We start from the raw sequence: 18,082 nt of genomic DNA on the forward strand, positions 1-18,082 counted from the left end.
CCGCTGGCGGGCGGTCGCGCCGCGGCCTCAGTCGAGGTGTTCGGCGAGGAATTGCAGGCTGCGGCCGTGGGCCAGCGCCGCGGCGCGCTGGTCGTACATCGGGCGGCCCCAGCAGTTGAAGCCGTGGTCGACGCCGGCGTAGTCGTGAAACTGCGCGTTCGGCTTGCCGGCAAAGGCCTTTTTCACCTGCGCCACCATGTCCTGGCTGATGTGCGCGTCCTGCGCCGCGTAGTGGAACAGGATGGGCATGGTGATCCTGTCGGCGACATCCAGGTGCTGCTGGATGCCGCCACCGTAGTAGCAAACCGCCGCGTCGGCCTGGCTCAACGCCGCGGCGCGGAACGCCAGCTGGCCACCGAGGCAGAAGCCCAGCGTCGCCACCTTGCCGCTGACCTGCGGCAGGGCGCGCAGGGTGGCGACCGCCGCCGCCACGTCGCTGGCGGCCAGCGCGGTGTCCACCGTCTGGTAGTAGCCGAAGGCCTGCTGCGTGCCGGCGTCGTCATAGGCCAGATCCACGCGCGGGCTCAGCCGCCAGAACACGTCCGGTGCCAGCACCACGTAGCCGTCCAGCGCGTACTGCTCGGCCACGGCGCGGATGTGCTCGTTGACGCCCCAGATCTCCTGCACCAGCACGATGCCGGGGCCGCTGCCGGTCGGCGGCAGCGTCAGGTAGCCGGAGAAGGTTTCGCCTTGTGCGGTTTGAATGTCGATCCAGCGTGAATTCACGGCATGACTCCTTAAGGTACAGGGTTGGAACGCAGAACGCCGGCGGCATAACGCGCTTGGCAAGCCGGCAGAAACTGATGCATTGTAGCCGTCACACCGCTACAACGCCTGCAAGGATGTCATCATGACCCACCCCGTCCATCCCGACCTGTTGCCCGCCGGCGTGCGTGCCATCGAACTGGCACCCGGCATGCCCGGCCTCGCCTTCAGCCACCCGGATTTCAGCGCCGTGCTCAGCCTGTATGGCGGCCAGCTACTCGACTTCACGCCCGCCGGCGGCCAGCCGCTGCTCTACCTGTCGCCGCAGGCGACGTTGCAGCCGGGCAAGGCCATCCGTGGCGGTATCCCGCTGTGCTGGCCGTGGTTCGGCCCCCACCCTGCCGACAGCAGTCGCCCGCAGCATGGTGTGGCGCGTACCGCGCTGTGGACGGTAAACGCGGTGGCGCGCAGCGACGACGGCTTCCATCTCAGCCTCAACGGCCCGCGCGAAGGCGAGCTGCAGGCGTCGCTGACGCTGCAGCTGGCGCCGGCACAGCTGTCGCTGACGCTGACCACGCGCAACCTCGGCAAGACAGCGCAGCTGCTGAGCCAGGCGCTGCACAGCTATGTCGCGGTCAGCGACATCCGCCAGCTGCGCCTGCACGGTGTGGCGCAGGCGCCGTACCACGACAAGCTCGACGGCCAGTTCAAGACCTGGCCGGACGGCGACTGGACGCCGCAGGCGGCCACCGATTCGGTGCTGGCCAGTGCCGCACCGCTGCAGCTGGAGGATGGCGGCTGGCAGCGCCGGCTGCAGCTGTCCAGCAGCGGCAGCGCCAGTACCGTGCTGTGGACGCCGTGGCAGCAGGGCGCGGCCAGCCTTGGCGACCTGCCCGATGACGGCTGGCAGCACTTCCTGTGCGTGGAGGCGGCCAATGCCGGCGCCGATGTGCGGGTGCTGGCGGCCGGCGAGGCGCACAGTCTGACGCAGCAGCTGCGCGTCGCGGCGTTATAATCGCGCTTTACCTGATACACCGGAGCGTGACGAGTATGCTCAAGCCCGATCGACTCGATCGATTCCTGCCGCAGGTCTTCCCCAGCGGCGTCAAGGTCAGCAGCTTTGCCAAGCACTGCCCGCACTGCAAGAAGCTGGTCAAGTCCGCGGCCATGCACGGCGTGGCGCTAATGGTGGTCGACCGCGTGTTCATCCTGGCGCGCGCCGAATGCCCGCAGTGCGGTAGCCGTTTCGAAGTGAAGTGCATGTTCGACGACAGCAAGCAGGTGCACCCGGTGCTGCTGCCGACGCTGATGGTGCGCTGGCTGATGCAGTGGCACGCGCGCCAGCTGCGCCGCCGCGGCATCCCGCTGAAGCCGCTGGCGACGGTGGTCGGCGACGAGCAGCAGGAGGCGGTGACCACGAAGGAGCGTGTCGGCCTGCTGCTGGCCGACAACGAGGTGATCAAGTCCACGGAAACGGTCGGCAGCTATCTCGGCCTGCCCATCGTGGCGTGGATCGAATACCAGGGCCTGCGCTACGACTACGATCGCGCGGTGCCGGAAGAGGGCCAGTTCCGCCTCGGCCAGTACGAGGCGCTGTTCGACCGCCGCCTGATTTACCGCCGCAGCGGACACTGATCCGCTCGCGGACGGGCACAAAAAACGGTGGCATGCAGCCACCGTTTTTCGTTGCCGGACGTTGCGGCCAACGTTGGCCGCAGCGCTGTAACCGCCGGGCGCGCGCTCAGGCGCCGTAGTCGCCCCACACCGTCTGCATCGCCGCCGCCGCCGCCAGCGCCGCGGTCTCGGTGCGCAGGATGCGCGGGCCGAGCTTGAGCGGCGTCCAGCCGCCGTCGATCGCCGCCGCCTCTTCCGCCGCCGACAGCCCGCCCTCCGGCCCCGCCATCAGCCACGCGCGCGCCGGCGCTTTGGCGATGTCGGCCAGCCGCTGCGTGCCCAGCGGCGACAGCACCAGGTGCGCGTCGCCGTCCGGCTTCGCCGCCAGCCACTGTTTCAGCGTCAGGATCGGCAGCACCTCGGGGATGGTATTGCGCCCGCACTGCTCGCAGGCGGAGACGATGATTTCCTGCCAGCGCGCCAGGCGCTTGTCGGCGCGGTCGCCGGCCAGTTTGACGATGCTGCGCTCGGTCATCAGCGGCTGGAACACGCTGACGCCCATCTCCACCCCCTTCTGCAGCGTGAACTCCATGCGGTCGCCGCTGGAGATCGCCTGCGCCAGCCCCAGCCACAGCGGCGACTCGCGGCTGTGGTCGTCGAAGCGGGTGATGTCGCAGTCGGCATCGCGCTTGGCGATGGCGGTGAGCGTGGCCTGGTACTCGCCGCCACGGCCATCGAACAGGGTGATGGCATCGCCTTCCTTCAGCCGCAGCACCTGCACATGGCGCACGACATGGTCGGGAAGGGACAGCGAACGCAGGCCGGCGAGGGGTGTGGCAACAAAAAACCTGGGCATGGTGTGTTGAAAGTCTGTGGTGATGGCGGTATTTTGCTTGTTTTGCTGCAATTGCAACAACCACTGTTTTCGATTCGCCCCCGCGGGGACGGCTTGAGCGGCGGGCCCGCCGGCCTGCCAACCGTGTTAACCCGTCCGCCTGCCGGTGGACGCTCAGGAGAAGTGCATGCAGGTGGTCGACGAGGTCATCCGTACCGTTCGTAACGTGGCACAGACCGAGGTCATGCCGCGCTTTTTGCGCGTCGGCAAGACGCGCAAGGACGACGGTTCGCTGTTTACCGAGGCCGACCTCGCTTGCCAGCAGGCGCTGCAGCGCGACCTGCCGCAGATCCTGCCGCACCCGGTGCTGGGCGAGGAAATGACGCGCGAGGAGCAGGACGCGCTGTGGGCGGCCAATCCCGACGGGCTGTGGGTGGTCGACCCCATCGATGGCACCACCAACTTCGTCAACGGCCTGCCCTATTTCGCCATCTCGGTGGCGCTGATGGTGAACGGCATCAGCGAGCTGGGCGTGATCTACAACCCGGTCTCCGACGAGATGTTCTACGCCCGCCGCGGCAAGGGTGCCTACCTCAACGGCAACCGCCTGCCGCTGAAGAACACGCGCAACAGCATGGGCGACGCCATCGCCGCGGTGGAGATCAAGTACCTGCGCTCCGGCAAGCTGGCGGCACGCATGAGCAGCGTGGCGCCGTTCGGCAGCCAGCGCAGCATGGGTTCCAGCACGCTGGACTGGTGCTTCCTCGCCGCCGGCCGCTACGACCTGTACCTGCACGGCGGCCAGCGGCTGTGGGACTACGCCGCCGGCGCGGTGATCCTGGAAGAAGCCGGCGGCCGCATCGCCAGCCTCAATACCGACGACTACTGGACGGACACGCTGTGGAAGCGCTCGGCCATCGCGGCGCTGGACCCGGAGCTGTTCGGCCACTGGCACCGCTGGGTGCGCGCCAACCAGTAAACCGGCAGATGCCCGGAAACAATGCGGCCAACCTTGTCCAAGGTTGGCCGCATTGCTTTTGGGGCATGGAACGAGCCGGCCGTGCGCCGGCTCAGGGCGCGGGCGCTTCCAGCACCGCCAGCAGCTGGCGCAGGCCGGCGTCGAGCGCGGCGTGGGGTTCGGCGGGCAGCGGCGCGAGGATGGTTGCCATGTTGGCGACGTGGGCATCCAGCGCCGCCTCGACCAGCGCCAGCCCGTCCGGGGTCAGCCGCACCAGCAGGCTGCGCGCGTCGGCCGGGTTGGGCAGCCGTTCCACCAGCCCGCGCTCGGCCAGCAGCTGCAGCTGGCGCGTCATGGTGCCGGACGACAGCATCAGGCTGGAAAACAGCGCGGTGGGCGCCAGGCAGTACGGTGCGCCGCTGCGGCGCAGCGTGGCCAGCACGTCGAACTCCCAGTTGCAGATGCCGTACTGGGCGAAGGTGTCGTTGAGCCGCTTTTGCAGCTGGCCGGCGCAGCGGGCCAGGCGGCCGATCAGCGCCATGTCGTGGGTGTCGAGGTCGGGGCGCTCGCGCTGCCACTGCGCGCGGATGGCGTCCACGGCGTCGGGGTTGGGTTGGGTGTCCATGGCGGCTCCAGATAGCTCGTGTTCAAGATAAATATCTTGAGTTGAAGATAAATTGGCGATACGCTGATTATATCTTGAATGGGAGATAAATCCGTGACGACCGCTTCCCGCCTGTGGCGCGACACCCTGCTGACGGCCATCGTGCCGCTGATCTGGGGCTCGACTTATCTGGTAACCACGCAATGGCTGCCGCCCGGCCTGCCGCTGACCGCCGGTGTGCTGCGCGTGCTGCCGGCCGGCCTGCTGCTGTTGCTGTGGACGCGGCATCTGCCGCAAAAGCAGGAGTGGCCGCGGCTGCTGTTGCTGTCGCTGCTGAACATCGGCGCCTTCCAGGCCTTGTTGTTTGTCGCCGCCTACCGCCTGCCCGGTGGCATCGCCGCGGTGCTGGGCGCGATCCAGCCGCTGCTGATGATGGGGCTGCTGTGGGGGCTGGAGCGGCAGACGCCGCGGCCGCTGGTGTTGCTGGCCGCCTGCGCCGGCCTTGCCGGCATGGTGGTGCTGCTGAACGCCGGCAACGCGCAGTGGGACGGCCTGGGTGTGCTGGCCGCCGCCGGCGGCGCGGTGGTGATGGCGCTGGGCATGTACCTGGCGCGGCGCTGGGGCAGCAGCCTGCCCTTGCTGGCGCTGACCGGCTGGCAGCTGGCGCTGGGCGGGCTGATGCTGCTACCGGCGGCGCTGTGGCTGGACCCGCCGCTGCCGGCGCTGTCCGCGGCCAACGTGGCGGGCTACGCCTACCTGTCGCTGGTGGGCGCGCTGCTGGCCTACGGCCTGTGGTTCCGCGGCCTGCGCCTGCTGCCGCCGGTGGCGGTATCGGCACTGGGCCTGCTCAGCCCGCTGGCGGCGGTAATCCTGGGCTGGCTGGCGCTGGGGCAAAGCCTGCACGGCTGGATGCTGACGGGCATGGTGACGGTGCTGGCCAGCGTGCTGGCGGTGCAGCTCTTCAGCCAGCAACCGGCACGGGCCTGAGCGGCCGGCACGTCAGGCCGGCTTGCTCTCGGCGGCCAGCCGCCGGTAGATGTCCGGCTCCACCTTTTCCATGATGCGCTCCGGCGCGCTGAGCGCGGCAAAGCCGAACTGCGCGTACAGGCCGTGGGCATCAGCAGTGGCCAGCATAAAGCGGCGCAGGTTCTGCAGTTGCGGGTGCGCCTGGATAAAGGCCATCAGCGCCTTGCCCGTGCCCTGGTCGCGCACGCTGTCCAGCACGAACACGTCGCCGAGGTAGGCGAAGGTGGCGTAGTCGCTGATCACGCGCGCAAACGCCACCTGGCGGCCGTGCTCGTCGTAGCCTCCGATGCACAGCGCGCCGTCCAGCGAGCGCTCGAAGATGTCGCGCGGCAGGCCGCGCGCCCAGTAGGATTCGCCGCTCAGGTAGCGGTACACCATGTCGCGGTCCAGCCGCTGCTTGTCGGTATCGAATGTGATGGCCATGTTGCTCTCCGGTCGAGCCTGTCACGCTACTGCCGGCAGGCGGTGGCGACAAGCGGTGCGGTCAGAACACAGTGTGAAGCCCGAGGCCAAAAGCAATGCGGCCAACCTTGCCTCAAGGTTGGCCGCATGTTCTTTACGCGATGCTGATTTACGCCTGCTGCAGGCGGCGTTGCTTCCAGTAGCCCAGCAGCCCGGCACCGGAGTACAGCGCCAGCCCGCTCCAGATCAGCGCGAAGCCGACGGCGCGTTCCGGGCCGAACGGCTCCTGGTACAGCAGCACGCCCAGCAGCAGCTGGATGCTGGGACCGAGGTACTGGATCAGGCCGACGGTGGCCAGCTTCAGTCGCCGCGCGCCGCTGGCAAACAACAGCAGCGGGATGGCGGTGACGACACCACCGCCGATCAGCAGCAGGTCGGTGGTGACACCGAGGTGGCCGAAGCCGCCGCTGCCCCTGGATTCGAACCACAGCAGCGCTGCCGCCGCCAGCGGCAGCATCAGAAAGGTTTCCAGCGCCAGCCCTTCCAGCGACGGCAGCGACGCCTGCTTGCGCAACAGGCCGTAGACACCGAAGGTGCCGGCCAGCCCCAGCGCCACCCACGGCAGGCTGCCGACGCCGATGGTGATCCACGCCACGCCGAGGGCGGCGAGGCCGACGGCGCCGGCCTGCGGCCGCGTCAGCCGCTCGCCGAGGAAGAAGCGCCCCAGCAGCACGTTGACCAGCGGATTGATGAAGTAGCCGAGGCTGGCCTCCACCACGCGGCCGTCGTTGACCGCCCAGATATAGATCAGCCAGTTCAGCGACAGCAGGAAGGAGGACAGCGCGAAAATGCCGAGGCGGCGCGTGTCGCGCACGCTGTCGGCCAGCCAGCCCCAGTTGCGCTGCAGCAGCAGGACCAGCGCCACGAACACGGCCGACCACACGATGCGGTGACACAGGATCTGCAAGGCCGGCACGTCGTGCAGCGGCTTCCAGTACAGCGGGAACAGGCCCCAGATGAAGAAGGCGCCGACGGCATAGAGCACGCCGCGCGAGGTTTCCTGACGGGAGGTAGGCATGGGAGGCACCGCAAAGGTTGGCCGCAGCGGGCTTGTGGCCGACGGCGGCAGGGTCAAGGAAGCACTCTACCCCCCGGCGACGGTCTACTCAATGGTGGGGGCGAAACGCTGTGTTCTGCCGCCGCCAGCAGCCGCGCATGCTGCACTGGCACATAAGCCGCACCTATCGCGTTGAAACGACAATTATATTGACGTTTACGTTTACGTCACCTAGTCTGCGCCCAGTAGCCGCGCCGCCATCCGCGCGCCGGCCGCCACCACAAAAAGACGCCGCAGGCGCTACAACTAGAGATAGAGATTGCCAGCAAGCGCCGCCCACAAGGCCGCGCCTCGCCCCCGTTGCCACAAGCACAGAGAATGATGGAGGAGAAACCATGTCGATTCGCCATGTCGAACTGGAAGACAAGTACACGGCCGCTACCGGACAGGTATTGCTGAACGGCATCCAGGCGCTGGTGCGCCTGCCGATGATGCAGCAGGAGCGCGACCGCGCCGCCGGCCTCAATACCGCCGGCTACGTCACCGGCTACCGCGGCTCGCCGCTGGGCAACGTCGACCAGACCATGCAGAAGGCGGAGAAATACCTCAAGGCGCACAACGTGGTGTTTCACCCCGGCCTGAACGAGGACCTCGCCGCCACCGCGGTGTGGGGCACGCAGCAGGTCAACATGTTCGACGGCGCCAAGTACGAAGGCGTGTACGCGCTGTGGTACGGCAAGGGCCCCGGTGTGGACCGCTCCGGCGACGTGATCAAGCACGGCAACGTGGCCGGCACCAGCAAGCACGGCGGCGTGCTGCTGATCTGCGGCGACGACCACGCGGCGAAATCCTCCACCTTCCCGCACCAGTCCGACCACATCCTGGCCGCCAGCATGATCCCGGTGCTGTCGCCGTCCGGCGTGCAGGAAGTGATCGACTACGGCCTGCACGGCTGGGCGATGAGCCGCTACTCCGGCTGCTGGGTGTCGATCAAGGCGATCACCGACACCATCGAAAGCTCGGCGGTGGTCGACATCAGCCCGGACCGCGTCAAGACCATCATCCCGGAAGACTTCCCGCTGCCGCCGGACGGCCTGTCCATCCGCTGGCCGGACACCCCGCTGGCGCAGGAAAAGCGCGTGCTGCACCACCGCCTGTACGCGGCGCTGGCCTACGCCCGCGTCAACAAGCTGAACCATGTGACGCTGGATTCGCCGAAGGCGCGCCTGGGCATCATTACCTGTGGCAAGAGCTACCTGGACGTGATGCAGGCGCTGGACGACCTCGGCATCGACGAGCAACTGGCCGCCGACATCGGCCTGCGCATCTTCAAGGTGGGCATGGTGTGGCCGCTGGAGCCGGAAGGCGTGCGCGAATTCGCGCAGGGCCTGGACGAGATCCTGGTGATCGAGGAAAAACGCCAGATCATCGAATACCAATTGAAAGAGCAGCTGTACAACTGGCGCGACGACGTGCGTCCGCGCGTGGTGGGCAAGTTCGCCGAGAAAGGCGAATGGGCGCTGCCGCACGGCGACTGGCTGCTGCCGGCCGCCGGCGAACTGACCCCGGCGATGATCGCGCGCGCCATCGCCAGCCGGCTGGCCAACATCTTCGACAGCCCGGTGATCCACGACCGGCTGAAGTTCTACGACGACAAGGAAGCGCAGCTGGTGCAGCCGCGCGAGGCGATCGCCCGTGTGCCGCACTACTGCTCCGGCTGTCCGCACAACACCTCCACCAAGGTGCCGGAAGGCAGCCGCGCGGTGGCCGGCATCGGCTGCCACTACATGGCGCACTGGATCGAGGGCGACAGCACCAAGACCTTCACCCAGATGGGCGGCGAAGGCATCACCTGGCTGGGCCAGGCGCCGTTCACCACCACCAAGCACATCTTCACCAACCTGGGCGACGGCACCTACTTCCATTCCGGCCTGTTGGCGATCCGCGCTGCGGTGGCCGGCAAGGTGAACATCACCTACAAGATTCTCTACAACGATGCGGTGGCCATGACCGGCGGCCAACATGTGGACGGCTACCTCGACGTGCCGATGATCACCCGCCAGGTGCACGCCGAAGGGGTTGGCCGCATCGTGATCACCAGCGACGACCCGGACAAGTACCGCACCGCACACGGCCTGAAGGAAGGCCTGGCGCCGGGGGTGGAGGTGTTCCACCGTCGCGAACTGGACCGCATCCAGAAGGAGCTGCGCGAGATCGAGGGCGTGACCATCCTGATCCACGACCAGACCTGTGCCGCCGAGAAGCGCCGCCGCCGCAAGCGCGGCGAATTCCCCGACCCGGACCGCCGCGTGTTCATCAATGAGCGCGTGTGCGAGGGCTGTGGCGACTGCAGCAAGAAATCCGGCTGTCTGTCGGTACTGCCGGTGGAAACCGCGCTCGGCCGCAAGCGCAAGATCGACCAGAGCAGCTGCAACAAGGACTTCAGCTGCGTCGAGGGCTTCTGCCCGAGTTTCGTGTCGGTATCCGGCGCCAAGCTGAAAAAATCCGGCGGCAACAAGGCCGGCCTCGACCATATGGGCGCGCTGCCGGCGCCACGGCTGCCGGCGCTGCACGAGCCGTATGGCATCATGATCACCGGCGTCGGCGGCACCGGCGTGGTTACCATCGGCCAGGTGCTGGCGATGGCCGCCCACCTCGACAACAAGGGTATCACCGTGCTGGACATGGCCGGCCTCGCGCAGAAGGGCGGCTCGGTGTGGTCGCACGTGCGCATCGCCGACAGCCAGGACAAGCTGCACGCGGTGCGTATCGCCGCCGGCGACGCCAACCTGGTGCTGGGCTGCGACCTGGTGGTCACCGCCGCCGAGGAAGCGCTGGCCAAGATGCGCGAGGGCTTCAGCCACGTGGTGGTCAACAGCTACGAATCGCCGACCAGCGCCTTCCTGAAGAACCCGGACGTGCGCTTCCCGGCGCGGGCGATGAAGGACGCGATCATCGAATCGGTCGGCGGCAGCCATTTCTCCGAGGTCAACGCCACCCGCATCGCCACCGCGCTGCAGGGCGACGCCATTGCGGCCAACATGTTCATGCTCGGCTACGCCTGGCAGCAGGGGCTGGTGCCGGTGTCGCTGGAAGCGATCATGAAGGCCATCGAGCTGAACGGCGCCGCGGTGAAGTTCAACCAGGACGCCTTCACCTGGGGCCGTCACGCCGCGCACGACCTGCAGCGCGTCGAGACGCTGGTGTCGCCGTCGGCGGTGGTGCAATTCGTTCCACGTGAAACCGTGGACGGCGTGCTGCACCATCGCAGCAAGGAGCTGGTCGCCTATCAGGACGAAAAACTGGCCGAGCGCTACAAGGCGCTGGTAGCCAGGGTGCAGGCTGCCGAAGAGCAGGCCAAGCCCGGCAGCAGCGCGCTGGCACTGGCGGTGGCGAAGCACTACTACCACCTGCTGGCCTACAAGGACGAGTACGAAGTGGCGCGCCTGTACAGCGACGGCGTGTTCCAGCGCGATCTGGCGGCGCAGTTCGATGGCGACCTGAAGCTGACCTTCCACTTCGGTGCCAGCTGGATGACCGGCCACCAGCCGCGCAAGATCAACCTCGGCCAGTGGGCACTGAAGGCGATGGGCGTGATCGCCCGCTTCAAGAGCCTGCGCGGCACCGCGCTGGACCCGTTCGGCTACCAGGCCGACCGCAAGCTGGAGCGGCAGCTGATCGTCGAGTTCGAGACGCTGGTGGACGAGCTGTGCGGCAAGCTGACTGCGGCCAACCTGGACACCGCCACCGAGATGGTCAAGCAGTACGAAGGCATTCGCGGCTTCGGCCATGTCAAGGACGCCGGCCTCGCCAGCGCCCGCGGCAAGCTGGCGACGCTGCGGCAGGCGTTCGAGGCGTCACCGCGCACCGGCAAGGGCGCCGTGGCGTAACGGGCAATGTTTGAGGGTGTTTGAGCGGGCCAGCCGGCCCGCTTTTTTTATGGCCGCCGTTCAGGACGGGAACAGGCTCAGCCGGCGCGCGCCTTCCACCGCCTGTTCCATATTGTTGCTCTCGTCCTGCCACACCCACACCTTGTGCAGCGGGTCGAACGCTTCCACCAGCCACAGTCGGCTGCCGGTGCCCAGCGCGATCAGCCGCGCGCGGGTCGGTCGCTGGTAATTGAACACCACCGCATCGCTGGTAACCGGGGTGTTGCTGCTGGCAGGCAGGGATCGCATGGCAAGACTCCATCAGGATAATGTTGTTGCAATGCAAAAGCCGTGCCAGGTTCAGTACGGCACCGGCCTTGCCGCCATTGGCCGGGATGTGATGCTGCGGTGCGGCGTAAAACGTACTGCACCGGGATAAGGCACGACTACGTCTTCTGGCGCCTTGTATTTATATCGTAATGCGATATATTTCAGGAGAGGACGCGCCCCGTCGTGCCCGTCCGCCACGTCAGCAAGGAGTGTCGCCATGACCCCGCTTACCCCGCTTCGCATGTTGCTGTCCTCGCATCACGGCTGGGACGAAATCGCCCACCACCATGCCTCGACTGCCCGGTCCTTCTTCCGCATCGTGCTGCCGGCCTCGCTGTTCGCCGCCGGCATGCTGCTGTACGCCGCCTATTTCAACGGCGAGGTGTACGCGCCGCAGGTGCCGCTGGCGCAGTGGCAGGCGGTGATCGTGCTGTTCCTGCTGCTGAACTGGTTCAGCGTGCACCTGATGGCCGGTTTCATCCGCATGGCGGTGCACGCCGAGGCGCGGCCGCCGTACGCCGACTGCTACCGGCTGGCGGCGCTGGCACCACTGCCGATCTGGCTGTCGGCGCTGTCGCTGCTGGTGCCGATGCCGTTCTTCAATATGGCGATCGGCCTGCTGGGGCTGCTGGCCTCCGGCCTGCTGATCTATCACGGCCTGGACGCACTGTTCGAGCATGAGGACTCGGTGCGCACCGAATCGCTGGCCTACACCGTGTTCACCGTCGGCGCCCTGTTGTGGGCGGTGCTGGTGGCCCTGATCGCGGTACCACTGCTATGAGGACGCCCGAGATGAGTTCAGAGATGAGTTCCGCCATCCAGCTGCTGCCGGCCAGCCAGTGCCCGGCGCAACGCGACAACGTGTTCCTGCTTGCCGCACGCTGGCCGGCGGGGCTGCCCCGCGGCAGCCTGCCGCGGGCACGGTGGTTGCCGCGCGCGCTGCCGGCGCCGGGGCTGCAGGCCTGGCTGCGCCGTGACCCGCTGCGTTACGCACTGTTCTGCGATACCTACTGGGCCGATCTCGCGGCCAACCCGCCGCGCTGGCAGGCACTGCTGCAGGCCGCTGCCGAGGGCGGCGTAGTGCTGCTGTACGATGGCGAGGACGGCCTGCACAACCCGGTGCGGGCGCTGGCGCGTTTCCTGGAGGCGCGCCTGGCGGCACAGGACTACTGGCACGACGCCGCCCGGCGCAGCTCGCCGGTGTGCTACGCCGGCCTGTCGCACTGAGCATGGCGGAGGCATCGCCCGGACGCGCCGCCACGGCGGCGGCGCGGAAATCTGCTACGCTGGCGGGCTTGTTGCCTGGTGTTGCCACGATGAACCCTTCCCCCCCGACTCCGCTGTCCAAGGACGACTTCGAGCGTCTGGCCGATTTTCGCTACCGCCTGCGCCTGTTCCTGCGTTTCAGCGAGGAGCTGGCGCAAAACAACGGCATCACCCCGCTGCAGTACCAGTTGCTGCTGCAACTGCGCGGCTACCCTGGGCGCGATTGGGCGACGGTAGCGGAGCTGGCACAGCGGCTGCAGTCGCACCACCACAGCGTGGTCGGGCTGGTCAGCCGTTGCGAGGCGCAGCAGCTGATCGTGCGCAAGCCGGGGCGCGAAGACCGCCGCTGCGTCGAGATCAGCCTGGCACCCAAGGGTGAGGAGCTGGTGCAGCGGCTGGCCCGCGCGCACCGCGACGAGCTGCTGGCGCTGCGCCAGACCAGTGGTGCGCTGTCGCTGGACCTGCTGCTGCAGGCGGCACAGAGCCTGGTGCCGGACTGAGGCGTCACGGCCAGCGCCGCGCCAATCCTTACGTCATGGCGGTGCGCTTATGTTGCGCTGCGATTGTTGTTTTTTGCGCTTTGCCGCCGGCAATCCGTCATTGCGGCCAACCTTCTGCTACGTCCTTGCCATAAATCGGTATATAAATTCAGCCATCTGAATTTCCGGTGGTTTTTATGATCGGCGCTGACAAATCCTGTGAGCCGGTAAACGTATCGCGTTGTCCCCAGCCGGCTGTGGCGGCCATTGCGGCAGCCGCGGCCGGCGGTGCGGGATCGCAGCGTCAGACCCTGTTGCGCTTGCTGCGTAGCGCGCGCGAGGCCGGCAACAGCGGCCGTCACCATCACGGCCTGCAGGCGGCGGAAACGGCGCTGCAGCTGGCCGGCGAGCATGGTTTCGAACACCTGCGCAGCGAGGCGCTGGCCCTGCTGGCGCTGCACCGCTTCCGGCTCGGCCAGCTGGCCGACGCCATTCCGCCGGGGCTGGAAGCGGCGTCGCTGCTGGAGCGGCCCGCCGATGCCGCCGCCCGCGCCGAGGTGCTGTGCACGGTGGCGATGGCCTGCAACGAGCTGGGGCTGGCGCACGACGGCCTGAAGTACGCGCTGGAGGCGCTGAGCGCTGCCCGCCTCTGCCGGCAGCCGCTGATGCTGAGCTGGGCGCTGAACCGCGCCGGGCTGTGCACCTACAGCGCGGTCGGCGATCTGGAGCAAAGCGTGGCGCTGTTGCAGCAGGCGCGCGAGCTGGCGGCGCAGCACGGCCACCTCGTCGCGCTGTTCAGCGCCATCAACAATCTCGGCTCCACCTACCGCACCGCCGGCCAGCTGGCGCAGTCGCTGTCCCAGTCCGGGGCCGCGGCACTGCTGGCGCAATCGCTGGACCACTTCCAGCAGGCGGCGACGCTGGCGGCCACGACGGACAACCCGCACCTGCAAGCCAGCGCCATCATCAATCTGGCGGAAATCCTCACCGATCTCGCGCGCTACGACGAAGCGCTGGAGCCGCTGGCCCAGGGCCGCGAGCTGGCACGGTGCGGCGACTTTGCCGCGTTGCAGCACCGCGCCGATCTCGCGGAAGCGATCATCCTGCACCGCACCGGGCAGCTGCCGGCGGCGATCGCGGTGCTGGAGCGGGTGCTGGCACTGCCGGCGGAGCGGATCGAGTACGAGATGCGGGTGCTGGCGCACGAGGCGCTGTACCGCGTGCACAAGGATGGCGGCCAGTTCGAGCCGGCGCTGCGGCAGCTGGAACGCCTGCGCCAGCTGGAACAGGCGCTGGCCGGCAAGCGCGCCAGCACCCAGGGCTGGGCGATCCGCAAGGAGCTGGAGATCACCAGCGCGCGGCTGGAAACCGAGCGCGAACGGCTGAAGGCCGAGCACGAGCGCCTGCGCGCGGCGCGGCTAGAGGCGGAAAAATCGGTGGCCGAGGCGCGCATGAACGAGCTGGAGCAGGCGGTGCTGGTCGACGCGCTGACCGGGGTCGGCAACCGCCGCTGTCTCGACCGCGAAGGGCCGCAGCGCCTGGCGCAACTGCACGGCGGCTTTGACGGCATGGCGGTGGTGGTGCTGGATCTGGACTACTTCAAGTCGATCAACGACCGCTTCGGCCACGCTGTCGGCGACGACACCCTGCGCAAGGTGGCGCAGCTGGTGGTGCTGCACACCCGTTCGGTCGATCTGGTGGTGCGCTACGGCGGCGAGGAGTTCGTGCTGCTGCTGATGGAGACCTCGCAGGAGGCGGCGGTGGCGACCTGCGAGCGCCTGCGGCTGGCACTGATGGACTACGACTGGAGCACGCTGCACCCGCTGCTGCACGTCACCACCAGCCTCGGCATGGCGTGGCAGAACCAGCCGCAGGACTGGGAGCGCACGCTGCGCGCCGCCGATCTCGCGCTGTACCAGGCCAAGCACAAGGGCCGCAACCGGCTGGAGGTGGCGCCGGCACCGTAGCCGGCGTCTTTTCCCGTCACCGGCATCGGCGAGGCCTGCGCCAAGCTACGGCGCGCGAGCCGCCGCCTTGTCGTCATCCACTTCCTGCACCGGCTTCTGCATCGGTCAATCATGCCCGTTACGGGCCGCCGCCGGCGTCGGCAAGGTTGGCCGCACGCCGGCACGGGCCGCTTACGGTGCGGTCTGCTGCTGGCCGGTCGGGGCCGGCAGATACAGCGGACCCTTGAAGCCGCAGGCGGTGACAACGGTGGCGACAAGGACAAACATCAGCGCAGTACGCATACGGAATCCGGTAGCTATGGCAAAATCGCAGTCTAACAGGCGCGAGCCTCCCACCCCAAGCCATGCGGCCAACCTTTAGGATTTTTCCATGACTGAAAGCGAATTCCTGACCCTCACCGACGGTATTTTCACGCGCATCGAAGCGGCACTGGATGAGGCGGAGCTGGATCTGGACTGCCTGAAAATGGGGAATGTGCTGGAAATCGAGTTCGACAGCGGCGAGAAGGTGGTGGTCAACCGCCACGTGCCGAACCAGGAGCTGTGGATCGCGGCCAAGAGCGGCGGTTTCCACTTCGCGCTGCGCGATGGCCAGTGGCTGGCGGCGCGCGACGGTAGGGAGTTCGGCGCCACGCTGTCGGCGGTGGTCGGCCAGGCGGCCGGCTGCGACTTCGCGTTTGCCGTCTGAGTGAGCAGCTGGCTGCTGCTGGGCGGCCTGGCGGCGTCGGCCTTCCTGTCCGCTACCGTGCTGCCGGGCAATTCCGAGCTGGCACTGGGCGCCTTGCTGTTGCAGCGTCCGGAGCTGCTGTGGCCGGCACTGCTGGTCGCCACCGTCGCCAACGCGCTGGGCAGCATCAGCAGCCTGTGGCTGGGGCGCTGCGTGCCGCCCAAACCGCTGCCACCGCGGGCGGCGGCATGGTTCGAGCGTTTCGGCCCGGCCGCGCTGTGGCTGAGCTGGGTGCCGCTGGCCGGCGATGCGCTGCCGCTGGCCGCCGGCTGGCTGCGGCTGGCGTTCTGGCCCTGCGTGCTGTGGATTACGCTGGGCAAGGCCAGCCGTTACGCCTTGCTGGCGTGGGGAATGCTGGGTCTTATCCGGTGAGGCGTACGTACCGGCGGGTTGTTGTCCGGATTTCCGGACGCCATGCCGGTGGCGGCAGCATCATGGCGTTGTACTGGCGCGCGGCACGATCGCCGCTATGCTTGGGTTATGACTTTATCTTTGTGCGACAGTATTTGCCCGCCAGCATCGGCCGAGACTGTCGCCGTTTTTCATCCAGAAAGTAGCAATGAGCAAACACATTCCGCGCAAGCGCTTCGGCCAGAACTTCCTGCAGGACAGCAAGGTGATCGAGGACATCGTCAGCGCCGTCGGCGCCCAGCCGAACGATGTGGTGATCGAGATCGGCCCCGGCCTCGGCGCGCTGACCAAGCCGCTGTTGCAGCGTTTAGACCATTTGCATGTGGTGGAGATCGACCGCGACATCATCAGCCGCCTGCGTGGCGAGTTCTCGCCCAAGCGGCTGACCATCCACGAGGGCGACGCGCTGGCCTTCGATTTTGGCAGCGTCTGCGACGGCCCGTTCAAGCTGGTCGGCAACCTGCCGTACAACATTTCCACCCCGCTGCTGTTCCACCTCGCCTGCTACGGCAACCGCGTCACCGACATGCACTTCATGCTGCAAAAAGAGGTGGTCGACCGTATGGTGGCGGCGCCGTCGACGCCGGATTACGGCCGTCTGACGGTGATGTTGCAGTATCGTTTCGACATGGAACAGATCTTGCTCGTACCACCGGGTGCATTCTACCCGCCACCGAAAGTGGATTCCGCGGTGGTACGGATGATTCCTGATGCCGGTCGCTGTGGTGTGGCGACAGACGAGGCGCTGCTGGAGGAGATCGTGGCACAGGCTTTCGCCCAACGGCGCAAGACCCTGCGCAACAACCTCAAGGGCGTGATCGATGACGAGGCCCTGCTGTCGCTGGGCATCGACCCGACGGCCCGGGCCGAGACGCTGAGCGTGCAGCAGTATGTGGCGCTGGCCAACCATCTGGCCGCCGCGCGCGGCTGACCCATGTTGCGCTGCGGCTTGCTGTACCAGGTTGGCCGCCGCACAATCCGTTTTGAATGATGCGGACCAAGCCGCACCGTAAGGCGGGCTGGCACAGGAATTAAAGGAAAAGTGATGATTCGTTTCAACAATGTCCACAAGTGGTTCAAGGACTTGCACGTATTGAACGGGATTGACCTGCAGGTGGCGCAGGGTGAGGTGGTGGTGGTGTGCGGGCCGTCCGGCTCCGGCAAGTCGACCATGATCCGCACCGTGAACCAGCTGGAGAGCATCAACGAGGGCGAGATCTGGGTCGACGGCAAGAACGTGGCCGACCCGAAAACCGATCTCAACGCGCTGCGCGCCGAAGTCGGTTTCGTGTTCCAGCACTTCAACCTCTACCCGCACCTGTCGGTACTGGACAACATCACGTTGTCGCCGATCAAGGTGAAGGGCATGGACAAGGCCGCGGCCGACAAGCAGGCGGTGGCGCTGCTGGAGCGGGTCGGTCTCGCCCACAAGAAGGACGCCTTCCCGGCGCAGCTGTCCGGCGGCCAGCAACAGCGCGTGGCCATCGCCCGCGGCCTGGCGATGGAACCGCGGGTGATGCTGTTCGACGAACCGACCTCCGCGCTGGACCCGGAGATGATCGGTGAAGTACTGAAGGTGATGAAGGATCTGGCCGAATCCGGCATGACCATGATGGTGGTCACCCACGAAATGGGCTTTGCCCGCGAAGTGGCTGACCGGGTGGTGTTCATCGACCACGGCAAGATCGTGGAACAGGCGCCGCCGGAAGAATTTTTCAAGAACCCGCAACACGAACGGGCACAACAGTTTTTGCGGCAATTGCTCACCCCGATGAGCTGATTGCCCACCGGCACCGCTGTACTGGTGGTGCCAGGTTTCCGGGCCATACCCA

20 protein-coding genes are annotated in these 18,082 nt (G+C 67.3%); 13 read left to right on the forward strand and 7 right to left on the reverse strand.

Annotation, left to right across the window (positions count from 1 at the left end; translation table 11 throughout):
* Nucleotides 1-27: 27 nt before the first annotated feature.
* Nucleotides 28-726 (reverse strand): dienelactone hydrolase family protein, encoded by a 699-nt coding sequence (locus tag PQU96_RS02990; RefSeq protein WP_272770774.1) that lies wholly within the window; start codon nucleotides 724-726, stop codon nucleotides 28-30.
* Between the two features lie 124 nt (nucleotides 727-850).
* Between PQU96_RS02990 and PQU96_RS02995 the strand changes: the two genes are divergently transcribed.
* Both PQU96_RS02995 and PQU96_RS03000 read left to right on the forward strand, forming a co-directional pair.
* Nucleotides 851-1,720, forward strand: coding sequence for a D-hexose-6-phosphate mutarotase (locus PQU96_RS02995; protein ID WP_272770775.1), 870 nt, complete (start codon nucleotides 851-853; stop codon nucleotides 1,718-1,720).
* A gap of 35 nt (nucleotides 1,721-1,755) precedes the next feature.
* Entirely contained in the window at nucleotides 1,756-2,340 is a 585-nt protein-coding gene (locus tag PQU96_RS03000; RefSeq protein WP_272770776.1) for a hypothetical protein, read from the forward strand.
* Nucleotides 2,341-2,446: 106 nt separating this feature from the next.
* On the opposite strand, the gene PQU96_RS03005 is transcribed toward PQU96_RS03000, so the two are convergent.
* A complete protein-coding gene (locus PQU96_RS03005) occupies nucleotides 2,447-3,175 on the reverse strand; it encodes a 16S rRNA (uracil(1498)-N(3))-methyltransferase (RefSeq protein ID WP_272770777.1) in 729 nt (242 codons plus the stop codon).
* Between the two features lie 145 nt (nucleotides 3,176-3,320).
* On the opposite strand from PQU96_RS03005, the gene PQU96_RS03010 reads away from it, so the two are divergent.
* Nucleotides 3,321-4,133, forward strand: coding sequence for an inositol monophosphatase family protein (locus PQU96_RS03010; protein ID WP_272770778.1), 813 nt, complete (start codon nucleotides 3,321-3,323; stop codon nucleotides 4,131-4,133).
* A gap of 91 nt (nucleotides 4,134-4,224) precedes the next feature.
* Here PQU96_RS03010 and PQU96_RS03015 read toward each other — a convergent pair whose 3' ends face one another.
* Nucleotides 4,225-4,737, reverse strand: a complete 513-nt coding sequence (locus PQU96_RS03015) for a MarR family winged helix-turn-helix transcriptional regulator (protein WP_272770779.1) — start codon at nucleotides 4,735-4,737, stop codon at nucleotides 4,225-4,227.
* Nucleotides 4,738-4,815: 78 nt separating this feature from the next.
* Between PQU96_RS03015 and PQU96_RS03020 the strand changes: the two genes are divergently transcribed.
* The gene (locus PQU96_RS03020; RefSeq protein ID WP_373316263.1) at nucleotides 4,816-5,703 is read left to right on the forward strand and encodes a carboxylate/amino acid/amine transporter; all 888 of its coding nucleotides are present in this window, start codon (nucleotides 4,816-4,818) and stop codon (nucleotides 5,701-5,703) included.
* A gap of 12 nt (nucleotides 5,704-5,715) precedes the next feature.
* On the opposite strand, the gene PQU96_RS03025 is transcribed toward PQU96_RS03020, so the two are convergent.
* Nucleotides 5,716-6,165 (reverse strand): GNAT family N-acetyltransferase, encoded by a 450-nt coding sequence (locus PQU96_RS03025; protein WP_272770781.1) that lies wholly within the window; start codon nucleotides 6,163-6,165, stop codon nucleotides 5,716-5,718.
* 148 nt (nucleotides 6,166-6,313) lie between these two features.
* Nucleotides 6,314-7,222 carry an EamA family transporter RarD gene (rarD, locus tag PQU96_RS03030; RefSeq protein WP_272770782.1) on the reverse strand — a complete coding sequence of 303 codons (909 nt, stop codon included), beginning with the start codon at nucleotides 7,220-7,222 and terminating at the stop codon, nucleotides 6,314-6,316.
* Between the two features lie 374 nt (nucleotides 7,223-7,596).
* Here rarD and PQU96_RS03035 point away from each other — a divergent pair, with 374 nt between their 5' ends.
* Complete coding sequence (locus tag PQU96_RS03035; RefSeq protein WP_272770783.1) at nucleotides 7,597-11,091, forward strand: indolepyruvate ferredoxin oxidoreductase family protein; 3,495 nt, start codon at nucleotides 7,597-7,599, stop codon at nucleotides 11,089-11,091.
* Nucleotides 11,092-11,151: 60 nt separating this feature from the next.
* On the opposite strand, the gene PQU96_RS03040 is transcribed toward PQU96_RS03035, so the two are convergent.
* Nucleotides 11,152-11,379 carry a hypothetical protein gene (locus tag PQU96_RS03040; RefSeq protein WP_272770784.1) on the reverse strand — a complete coding sequence of 76 codons (228 nt, stop codon included), beginning with the start codon at nucleotides 11,377-11,379 and terminating at the stop codon, nucleotides 11,152-11,154.
* 238 nt (nucleotides 11,380-11,617) lie between these two features.
* Between PQU96_RS03040 and PQU96_RS03045 the strand changes: the two genes are divergently transcribed.
* The 4 genes from PQU96_RS03045 to PQU96_RS03060 all read left to right on the forward strand — a co-directional run bounded on the left by PQU96_RS03045 (nucleotide 11,618) and on the right by PQU96_RS03060 (nucleotide 15,112).
* A complete protein-coding gene (locus PQU96_RS03045) occupies nucleotides 11,618-12,181 on the forward strand; it encodes a YIP1 family protein (protein ID WP_272770785.1) in 564 nt (187 codons plus the stop codon).
* A 23-nt stretch (nucleotides 12,182-12,204) separates the two neighbouring features.
* A complete protein-coding gene (locus tag PQU96_RS03050; RefSeq protein WP_272770786.1) occupies nucleotides 12,205-12,627 on the forward strand; it encodes a DUF488 domain-containing protein in 423 nt (140 codons plus the stop codon).
* Between the two features lie 89 nt (nucleotides 12,628-12,716).
* Nucleotides 12,717-13,166 (forward strand): MarR family transcriptional regulator, encoded by a 450-nt coding sequence (locus tag PQU96_RS03055; RefSeq protein WP_272770787.1) that lies wholly within the window; start codon nucleotides 12,717-12,719, stop codon nucleotides 13,164-13,166.
* Between the two features lie 293 nt (nucleotides 13,167-13,459).
* Nucleotides 13,460-15,112, forward strand: a complete 1,653-nt coding sequence (locus tag PQU96_RS03060; RefSeq protein ID WP_272770788.1) for a diguanylate cyclase — start codon at nucleotides 13,460-13,462, stop codon at nucleotides 15,110-15,112.
* A 171-nt stretch (nucleotides 15,113-15,283) separates the two neighbouring features.
* Here the strand turns inward: PQU96_RS03060 and lptM are convergent, their stop codons facing one another.
* A complete protein-coding gene (gene lptM / locus PQU96_RS03065) occupies nucleotides 15,284-15,394 on the reverse strand; it encodes an LPS translocon maturation chaperone LptM (protein WP_272770789.1) in 111 nt (36 codons plus the stop codon).
* Between the two features lie 88 nt (nucleotides 15,395-15,482).
* Between lptM and cyaY the strand changes: the two genes are divergently transcribed.
* The 4 genes from cyaY (at nucleotide 15,483) to PQU96_RS03085 (ending at nucleotide 18,030) form a co-directional block, all read left to right on the forward strand.
* Nucleotides 15,483-15,800, forward strand: a complete 318-nt coding sequence (gene cyaY, locus PQU96_RS03070) for an iron donor protein CyaY (protein ID WP_272770790.1) — start codon at nucleotides 15,483-15,485, stop codon at nucleotides 15,798-15,800.
* Nucleotides 15,801-16,211 carry a YqaA family protein gene (locus PQU96_RS03075; protein ID WP_272770791.1) on the forward strand — a complete coding sequence of 137 codons (411 nt, stop codon included), beginning with the start codon at nucleotides 15,801-15,803 and terminating at the stop codon, nucleotides 16,209-16,211. It abuts the gene before it with no gap.
* 187 nt (nucleotides 16,212-16,398) lie between these two features.
* Nucleotides 16,399-17,181 carry a 16S rRNA (adenine(1518)-N(6)/adenine(1519)-N(6))-dimethyltransferase RsmA gene (rsmA, locus tag PQU96_RS03080; protein ID WP_272770792.1) on the forward strand — a complete coding sequence of 261 codons (783 nt, stop codon included), beginning with the start codon at nucleotides 16,399-16,401 and terminating at the stop codon, nucleotides 17,179-17,181.
* 114 nt (nucleotides 17,182-17,295) lie between these two features.
* A complete protein-coding gene (locus tag PQU96_RS03085) occupies nucleotides 17,296-18,030 on the forward strand; it encodes an amino acid ABC transporter ATP-binding protein (protein ID WP_189375634.1) in 735 nt (244 codons plus the stop codon).
* The last annotated feature ends 52 nt before the right edge of the window (nucleotides 18,031-18,082 follow it).

The organism is Vogesella margarita, assembly GCF_028548475.1.
Classification (GTDB): Bacteria; Pseudomonadota; Gammaproteobacteria; order Burkholderiales; family Chromobacteriaceae; genus Vogesella; species Vogesella margarita.

Coding starts and splice junctions, on each gene's coding strand:
- rsmA (WP_272770792.1), top strand. CDS start 16,399: ATGAGCAAACACATTCCGCGCAAGCGCTTCGGCCAGAACTTCCTGCAG.
- PQU96_RS02995 (WP_272770775.1), top strand. CDS start 851: ATGACCCACCCCGTCCATCCCGACCTGTTGCCCGCCGGCGTGCGTGCC.
- lptM (WP_272770789.1), bottom strand. CDS start 15,394: ATGCGTACTGCGCTGATGTTTGTCCTTGTCGCCACCGTTGTCACCGCC.
- cyaY (WP_272770790.1), top strand. CDS start 15,483: ATGACTGAAAGCGAATTCCTGACCCTCACCGACGGTATTTTCACGCGC.
- PQU96_RS03015 (WP_272770779.1), bottom strand. CDS start 4,737: ATGGACACCCAACCCAACCCCGACGCCGTGGACGCCATCCGCGCGCAG.
- PQU96_RS03040 (WP_272770784.1), bottom strand. CDS start 11,379: ATGCGATCCCTGCCTGCCAGCAGCAACACCCCGGTTACCAGCGATGCG.
- PQU96_RS03035 (WP_272770783.1), top strand. CDS start 7,597: ATGTCGATTCGCCATGTCGAACTGGAAGACAAGTACACGGCCGCTACC.
- PQU96_RS03085 (WP_189375634.1), top strand. CDS start 17,296: ATGATTCGTTTCAACAATGTCCACAAGTGGTTCAAGGACTTGCACGTA.
- PQU96_RS03020 (WP_373316263.1), top strand. CDS start 4,816: ATGGGAGATAAATCCGTGACGACCGCTTCCCGCCTGTGGCGCGACACC.
- rarD (WP_272770782.1), bottom strand. CDS start 7,222: ATGCCTACCTCCCGTCAGGAAACCTCGCGCGGCGTGCTCTATGCCGTC.
- PQU96_RS03055 (WP_272770787.1), top strand. CDS start 12,717: ATGAACCCTTCCCCCCCGACTCCGCTGTCCAAGGACGACTTCGAGCGT.
- PQU96_RS03000 (WP_272770776.1), top strand. CDS start 1,756: ATGCTCAAGCCCGATCGACTCGATCGATTCCTGCCGCAGGTCTTCCCC.
- PQU96_RS03025 (WP_272770781.1), bottom strand. CDS start 6,165: ATGGCCATCACATTCGATACCGACAAGCAGCGGCTGGACCGCGACATG.
- PQU96_RS03050 (WP_272770786.1), top strand. CDS start 12,205: ATGAGTTCCGCCATCCAGCTGCTGCCGGCCAGCCAGTGCCCGGCGCAA.
- PQU96_RS03045 (WP_272770785.1), top strand. CDS start 11,618: ATGACCCCGCTTACCCCGCTTCGCATGTTGCTGTCCTCGCATCACGGC.
- PQU96_RS03005 (WP_272770777.1), bottom strand. CDS start 3,175: ATGCCCAGGTTTTTTGTTGCCACACCCCTCGCCGGCCTGCGTTCGCTG.